Genomic DNA, 7,695 nt, shown 5'->3' with positions numbered 1-7,695 from the left:
AACCAGTACTAATTACCCGTGAGGCTTAACCATACAACGCCAAAGTGGTTTTACGAGCTAGAAGTTAGTGTTACTAAAGTAGCGTTTTACGAATTATCAGAATTTTTCCAGATTTAGTAAATTGGTTAGAACAACCGATTTACGCTCCAGTTTTCCTGGTGACTATAGCGTTTTGGAACCACCTGACCCCATGCCGAACTCAGAAGTGAAACGAAACAGCGTCGATGATAGTGTGGCAGCTGCCATGTGAAAGTAGAACATCGCCAGGTCCTATTTAAGTAAAAAGCCCATCCATTGTGATGGGCTTTTTGCGTTTTTGGGTTTGTAGGTCGTGATAAGCACAGCGCCATCCGACGTTTAGAGAGTTCCTCGGCATTCTATAACCCTCAGCATTCTATAAAATGGCTCACTTCACCTTGCGCAAAGGAAACGTCCTCACTGCGTTCGTTATCGTTAACCCTTTGCACTTAATTCACCTTGCGCAAAAGCTACGGACTTCGTCCGTAATTTTGCACCCCAGCTTGCGCAAAAGGAATGCGACCGCTTCGCGCTTTGTCATTAAGCATTGGCACCTTAGCCCTTTGCACTTAAAGCATTATTATCGGAAATAAGAGTTTGTCCTTAATATATGAGGTTTAGCATTGCGATTTTGTATCAACTGTATATACTCACAGTAAATGTACTGTATGGAAAACCAGTTATATGCGTCCACTAACAAAAAGACAAGAACAAGTATTTGAGTTGATAAAGGTATTTATTAAAGACACAGGGATGCCACCTACGAGGGCAGAAATAGCGGATGCACTTGGCTTCAAAAGTGCTAATGCGGCAGAAGAGCACCTTAAGGCACTGGCAAAAAAAGGTGTTATCGAGATGGTGCCTGGTGCTAGTAGAGGAATTCGTTTGACTGAAGATCCTGAACCAGAAGAACAGGGCCTGCCACTAATAGGTAGAGTCGCTGCTGGGGAACCGATTCTTGCACAGCAACACGTTGAGAGTCATTGTCAAATAGACGCAAACTTGTTTAGACCCGCCGCAGATTACCTACTGCGTGTGAATGGGATGAGTATGAAGGATATCGGTATTCTTGATGGTGACCTGCTAGCTGTACATAGTACGCAGGTAGCTGAAAATGGTCAGGTTGTCGTTGCCCGTGTTGAAGATGAGGTAACCGTAAAGAGGCTTGAAAAAGCGGGTAGAAAGGTTTATCTGCACGCCGAAAATGAAGAGTTTTCACCGATTGTAGTAGACTTAGAACATGAATCTCTAGTAATCGAGGGTTTGGCTGTTGGTATAATACGAAACGGTAGCTGGATGTAATTTATAAGGGTAAAGTTTATGCTTAAAACTTTACCCTGCATTGGCCTCTAAACACTACCAAACAAATCCTATGTTTAGGTGGACTAATTAATTCATTACCTTGTATGGCTTGCCTGTTTCTTTAGCTTGATACATGGTCGCGTCAGCGTTATTAAGTAATTGTGTTTCGTCTTCTCCATCTTCTGGAAACAAAACAGCTCCAATACTTAATTCTAAGTTTACTTCATGTATCTGGTTATTTACCCCTTCAATGCAATAGTTATCTGCCAATAAAGTGTACTTATGCTGGGTTAGCTTAGCTAACTGCTCTTTATTTGATACGTGAGGTGCTATGATGACGAATTCATCTCCGCCATACCTTGCAACAAAGTCAGAAGTTCTCCTAAACATTTTTAGCTTTGCTGCAACACTTTTCAGTAGTTGATCTCCAGCCTGATGCCCCAACTCATCATTAACTAATTTGAAATTATCTAAATCAATAAACAGTAGCCCAAACTGAGTGTTGTATCTAATCGCATCTTGGACATATCGATGCAACTCAGAGTCAAAAGAGCCTCGGTTATTGAGCATAGTGAGTTTGTCCATTACAACCATATTTTCTAAGTTTCGCTGTAGTTCAAAACGTTCCTTTGAAAACACAATTGTTCTTGTGAGAAGTGATGTGGTGAGTTCATGCTTAGGGATATAATCTTGAGCTCCCAGCTGAATAGTCTTCTCTCCAATCCCATCTTCAGAGTTACCTGTAAGCACTATAATCGGTGTACATGCGACGAAATGTTTCACAATGATTAGCGTATTGAGACCAGTGCTTTCGGGCAAATTTAGATCCATTAAGAGGATATCAGGAGAGCATTGAAGAGTGGCTTGTTTGAGAGATTCAACATTATCGAAAGACTTAAGTCTAAATTGATGGCGACCATTATATTTGCTTAAGGTGCTTTTTATTAGATACACATCATCATCGTTATCTTCTAATAGGTATATTAGCCATCGGTTCATCAATGTGTCCTTGCAAAGTGATTATAGTTAAACCAATATTTTATCAATACTTGTAAAAATTCAATTAAGTCAACAATTTTGCTTGGTTTAGTGATGTATGACTTAGCACCTAATGAAAATGCGCTTTCTATGTCTGATGGGTGGCTTGATGTGGTGTAGCTGATCAAGCATAACTTTTCACTTAATCCTTTCTGTTGAATGTGTCTCATCGCGTCGAGCCCACCCATTTTAGGCATATTCAAATCAATCAGGAAAACTTGGCTACTCAGGTTATTATGCGCGTCTATATACTCTAACAATTGCTCGCCATTTTGTAGCACCACTAGATTTGGCTTTGGTTCTACATGTTCACAGGCGGTTGTGAAGAGGTAAATATCATCTGGGTCATCATCCACTAAGATTATATCCATGTTCAATCTCTGCTTTTGGGTAAACTAATTACAAAGGTGGTACCAGAGTTTTCTGAGCTTTTGCAGCGTATTTCGCCTTCGTGCAACTTAATTATTTCTTTACACATCGCAAGGCCAATACCGCTGCCCGAATACTTATTGCCATTATCTAAACGTTTAAAGGGCTCAAAAGCACTTTGCCAATACGGTTCCTTAATACCGATACCATTATCTTCATAATAGATCATTATACGATTATCTCTAATTTCACTCTTGATGTGTACGACAGGTAATGTATCCGGAGTTTTAAACTTTAGGCTATTGGCGAAGAGGTTTTGAAATACTTGCACAAATAACGAAGGATCTACCTCGATCATGTGATCTGGTGTATCAATTGTTATTGTAGCGGCATGCTCCTCTAGGCTGTAACTCATTTGTTCCTTCGTATCATCAATAATTGATTTTAATGTTGTTGGCACGCATTTTATCTTTTGTGATTGAAGTCTTGATAGCTTGAGCAAGTCTTGGATCATTGTTCGCATCCGGCTGGAAGCTTCAATTAAACGGGACATTTCGAATTGAGCATTTTCGTCACCTTTAAAGTGCTCTGCTAGGCGCATAGATAAGCTATCAGTAAATGCAATAATCTTTCTTAGTGGCTCTTGCAAGTCATGTGAGGCGAGAAAAGCGAAGTGTTCAAGGTTCTCATTAGAAGCTTTAAGCTTCAATAACAGCTGGGCCTTCTCGGTTATATCTACAAAGGTGCCTAGTAGAATACTGGGCTCATTATCTTCGCTCCTCGATATAATAGTGTCTACCGCGCTACACCATATCCAGCTGCCGTTTTTGTGCTTAATTCTATACTCAATCGGGATAAGCTTTTGGGCTTTTTCATCGACGACTTCATCCAAGTGCAACTGCATGGATGACTTGTCATCTGGATGTACTAAATCGACGATGGTTAAGTCTTTAAGGTCGCCAATATTGTAACCGAGTAGATCGGTATAGCGTTGGTTAATCCTAATATTACGGTTTTGCTTGATGTCGTAAAGGTACAAGCCGCATACCGCAGAATTAATTATCTGCTCCAAGAATATCTTGTTTTGTTCGAGTTCTTGTTCGGCTAACTTTCTGGCTGTAATATCTATTGCTGTACCTACGATTTTCTCAACCTTGCCTTTTTTATCCAGCATTGGGTACAGCGTTGTCTGATACCACCGTTCCTCTTCATTTAATGGTAAGGTTTCGACGTACTCTATAGGCCTTTTTGTTTCACAGCACAGAGCATAGTTATTACCAATTCTTTCTGCTATGGATACTGGAAACACGGAACCGCTAAGTTGAGACAGCTGTTTATTTATGATGTCTTGTGAGTTAACGTTCGTTCGCTCACATGCTGCTTGGTTGAACTGCAAGAAAGTAAAGTCTTCATCCTCTTCAACTTTCAGTAGCCAAATAGCCTGATTCGCACCATCAAACAAGCAGTTTAATATATTTGTTTTTTTCAACAATTTGAGATTCTAACTGTTTACTATCTTGAATATAACGAAGTGCACCTGACATAATGCAGGCATTACCATCTGAGTCAAACTGACTGTTTCCAACTGCTAAAAACCAAGCATACACGCCATCCTTGTTGCGCCCGAGATATTCGACTTGCAGTTTTTCTTGAGTTTCAAAGTGAATGCGTATAGCAGCTTCAACCTTCTCTCGATAATCAGGATGAATGTGCTCATACCAATCTAGGTAGGTTGGATTTTTTAAATGCTCTTTACCAATCATTTTCATGAGCGTAGGAGAGTAAATTACGTGGTCATTAGTAATATCCCATTCCCAAACTCCATCTTCGGTGGCATTAATAGCACGCTCAATTCTTTGATGGGAGGCATCAAGCTGTTGTTTTAATTTTCTATAAGATGACAAGTTATTAAAAACAGCTAATGTGAACTCTTGCCCATCAAAGACTGTATTGATAAGCCTCATCTCCATTGGCAACGTTACACCGTCTCGGGTAATAACCTGGCACAGCTGCTCGACGGACTGAGACTTGTTATGTCTAGCTTCTTTTAGTACAGAAGACAAACTACAAAATGGATCCTCAAGCTGTATGTGTTCAGACAACTTTGTACCAAGCATCAATTTTGCGTCTTTATAGCCAAGTTCATTGAGAAGTTGAGGGTTACATTTAATGATCTTATCTGACTTATCGAGTAATAAAGTGCTAATGGGTAAGCTATTAAGCATAAACTCAGTTATTTTATGCTCTGTAAGCAGTAGCCTTAGTTGCTTTTGTTCGGTGGTAAGTTTAGTCAGTTTATCCCGCACACCAAAAAATTGACTAGGTGTTGGAATTGCAATCGCGCTAGGTATAAGACGAAATAAATACACCGCAGTGATCATAGATACGATTGCAGTCAATAATTTTGATATTCCGTGAATGCCATACGCGCCGTGCCATACGGTGTATATGCCAATGAGGTGAGTAATACCACACAGCAAGATGAAGCTGGAAAATAGTATAAATAGCCAGTGTCTTCCCACATCTGGCCGCTTTTTGGCAAAGATCATAATAGCGACTGGAATAGAAAAGTAGGCAGTTGCTATCACCAAATCCGAAATCACATTTGTCCAAAGTAGGTGTGGTTGCCATAGATAGCAATGACCGTGAGGCATATATGCTTGATGAAAAAATGAATGAATGCTGTTTAGCTCCATTTAAACATGTCCTGATGCTAAATGATTTCATTAAGATTAGACGTAAACGCAGAAACCACAAGAATGAAGGGGTCATCCACGTGCTTAAAATCTTCCTAGTATATTGAAAAGATATTGATTTGTATCACAGGGTAAGAAAACCTAATTGCTCGCTATTGAAGCCCTAGCTTTACGTGAAATTGGTGTAGGAGAGTTAAGTTAAACTATAAAAACAGCCTGTTTTGCTCTATTTTTGCTCGAAAGAACTATTTTCATCACTTTTCTTCAAAAAAAGCTTGATCAAAAAAAGGATCGCCCTATAATGCGACCCCACTGACACGGAGCGCTACGCTGAATAAGCAAAGCAACAACGGGTCAGCGTCGAGTAAAACTTAACTTTGCTTTTTCTTACCAAGAAAACTTAAAATTAAGTGTTGACAAAAAATAGGGAATGCTTAGAATGCACACCCCTAGCGAGATGAAGCCAAGCGCTGAATCATCGCAACGTTCTTTAAAAATATGAAGCAATCATCTGTGTGGGCACTCGTACAGATTGAGTTCTAACAAAACATTTAGAGTCTCAATTGAACTGAGTGACCAACGGAATAAACATAGTTTATTCAGCACAGTCAATTCGTTCTTGGTAACAAGAACAAAATCAGAATTCAATGAGCGCCGTTTGAAGTTTACTTCAAACAAAAAAACTTTTAATTGAAGAGTTTGATCATGGCTCAGATTGAACGCTGGCGGCAGGCCTAACACATGCAAGTCGAGCGGAAACGAGAATAGCTTGCTATTCGGCGTCGAGCGGCGGACGGGTGAGTAATGCTTGGGAACATGCCTTTAGGTGGGGGACAACAGTTGGAAACGACTGCTAATACCGCATAATGTCTACGGACCAAAGTGGGGGACCTTCGGGCCTCACGCCTAAAGATTGGCCCAAGTGGGATTAGCTAGTTGGTGAGGTAATGGCTCACCAAGGCGACGATCCCTAGCTGGTTTGAGAGGATGATCAGCCACACTGGGACTGAGACACGGCCCAGACTCCTACGGGAGGCAGCAGTGGGGAATATTGCACAATGGGCGCAAGCCTGATGCAGCCATGCCGCGTGTGTGAAGAAGGCCTTCGGGTTGTAAAGCACTTTCAGTAAGGAGGAAAGGTTAAGTCTTAATACGGCTTAGCTGTGACGTTACTTACAGAAGAAGCACCGGCTAACTCCGTGCCAGCAGCCGCGGTAATACGGAGGGTGCGAGCGTTAATCGGAATTACTGGGCGTAAAGCGTACGCAGGCGGTTTGTTAAGCGAGATGTGAAAGCCCCGGGCTTAACCTGGGAACTGCATTTCGAACTGGCAAACTAGAGTGTGATAGAGGGTGGTAGAATTTCAGGTGTAGCGGTGAAATGCGTAGAGATCTGAAGGAATACCGATGGCGAAGGCAGCCACCTGGGTCAACACTGACGCTCATGTACGAAAGCGTGGGGAGCAAACAGGATTAGATACCCTGGTAGTCCACGCCGTAAACGATGTCTACTAGAAGCTGGGGTCCTCGGACAACTTTTTCAAAGCTAACGCATTAAGTAGACCGCCTGGGGAGTACGGCCGCAAGGTTAAAACTCAAATGAATTGACGGGGGCCCGCACAAGCGGTGGAGCATGTGGTTTAATTCGATGCAACGCGAAGAACCTTACCTACACTTGACATACAGAGAACTTTCTAGAGATAGATTGGTGCCTTCGGGAACTCTGATACAGGTGCTGCATGGCTGTCGTCAGCTCGTGTTGTGAGATGTTGGGTTAAGTCCCGCAACGAGCGCAACCCCTATCCTTAGTTGCCAGCGATTCGGTCGGGAACTCTAAGGAGACTGCCGGTGATAAACCGGAGGAAGGTGGGGACGACGTCAAGTCATCATGGCCCTTACGTGTAGGGCTACACACGTGCTACAATGGCGTATACAGAGTGCTGCGAACTTGCGAGAGTAAGCGAATCACTTAAAGTACGTCGTAGTCCGGATTGGAGTCTGCAACTCGACTCCATGAAGTCGGAATCGCTAGTAATCGCGGATCAGAATGCCGCGGTGAATACGTTCCCGGGCCTTGTACACACCGCCCGTCACACCATGGGAGTGGGTTGCTCCAGAAGTGGATAGTCTAACCTTCGGGAGGACGTTCACCACGGAGTGATTCATGACTGGGGTGAAGTCGTAACAAGGTAGCCCTAGGGGAACCTGGGGCTGGATCACCTCCTTAACGATTTAGAACAGATTTGTTCGAAGTGTCCACACAGATGATTGTT

Annotated in this window: 5 protein-coding genes and 2 rRNA genes; 3 read left to right on the top strand and 4 right to left on the bottom strand. The window is 42.3% G+C overall.

The genetic code is table 11. The annotated features are described in order from the left end of the window. Positions 1–154 precede the first annotated feature (154 nt). Positions 155–269, top strand: a 5S ribosomal RNA gene (gene rrf, locus BET10_RS04340). Between the two features lie 433 nt (positions 270–702). Beyond that, positions 703–1,320 carry a transcriptional repressor LexA gene (gene lexA / locus BET10_RS04335; RefSeq protein ID WP_070983695.1) on the top strand — a complete coding sequence of 206 codons (618 nt, stop codon included), beginning with the start codon at positions 703–705 and terminating at the stop codon, positions 1,318–1,320. Positions 1,321–1,407: 87 nt separating this feature from the next. Here lexA and BET10_RS04330 read toward each other — a convergent pair whose 3' ends face one another. Genes BET10_RS04330 through BET10_RS21755 form a run of 4 tightly spaced genes read right to left on the bottom strand, consistent with a single transcriptional unit; the run spans position 1,408 to position 5,423 of the window. Then, positions 1,408–2,319 carry a two-component system response regulator gene (locus tag BET10_RS04330; protein WP_070983692.1) on the bottom strand — a complete coding sequence of 304 codons (912 nt, stop codon included), beginning with the start codon at positions 2,317–2,319 and terminating at the stop codon, positions 1,408–1,410. Then, positions 2,319–2,729 carry a response regulator gene (locus BET10_RS04325; RefSeq protein WP_070983690.1) on the bottom strand — a complete coding sequence of 137 codons (411 nt, stop codon included), beginning with the start codon at positions 2,727–2,729 and terminating at the stop codon, positions 2,319–2,321. The genes BET10_RS04330 and BET10_RS04325 overlap by 1 nt, the downstream gene beginning before the upstream one ends. A 2-nt stretch (positions 2,730–2,731) precedes the next feature. Next, positions 2,732–4,219, bottom strand: a complete 1,488-nt coding sequence (locus BET10_RS21760) for a PAS domain-containing sensor histidine kinase (protein WP_240503642.1) — start codon at positions 4,217–4,219, stop codon at positions 2,732–2,734. Next, positions 4,182–5,423, bottom strand: coding sequence for a PAS domain-containing protein (locus BET10_RS21755; protein ID WP_240503641.1), 1,242 nt, complete (start codon positions 5,421–5,423; stop codon positions 4,182–4,184). The genes BET10_RS21760 and BET10_RS21755 overlap by 38 nt, the downstream gene beginning before the upstream one ends. Positions 5,424–6,110: 687 nt before the next feature. On the opposite strand from BET10_RS21755, the gene BET10_RS04315 reads away from it, so the two are divergent. Next, positions 6,111–7,649 (top strand): 16S ribosomal RNA (locus tag BET10_RS04315). The last annotated feature ends 46 nt before the right edge of the window (positions 7,650–7,695 follow it).

The sequence above is a fragment of the Pseudoalteromonas amylolytica genome, assembly GCF_001854605.1.
Taxonomy (GTDB): Bacteria; Pseudomonadota; Gammaproteobacteria; order Enterobacterales; family Alteromonadaceae; genus Pseudoalteromonas; species Pseudoalteromonas amylolytica.
This window is presented reverse-complemented; position numbering and strand designations above follow the sequence as displayed.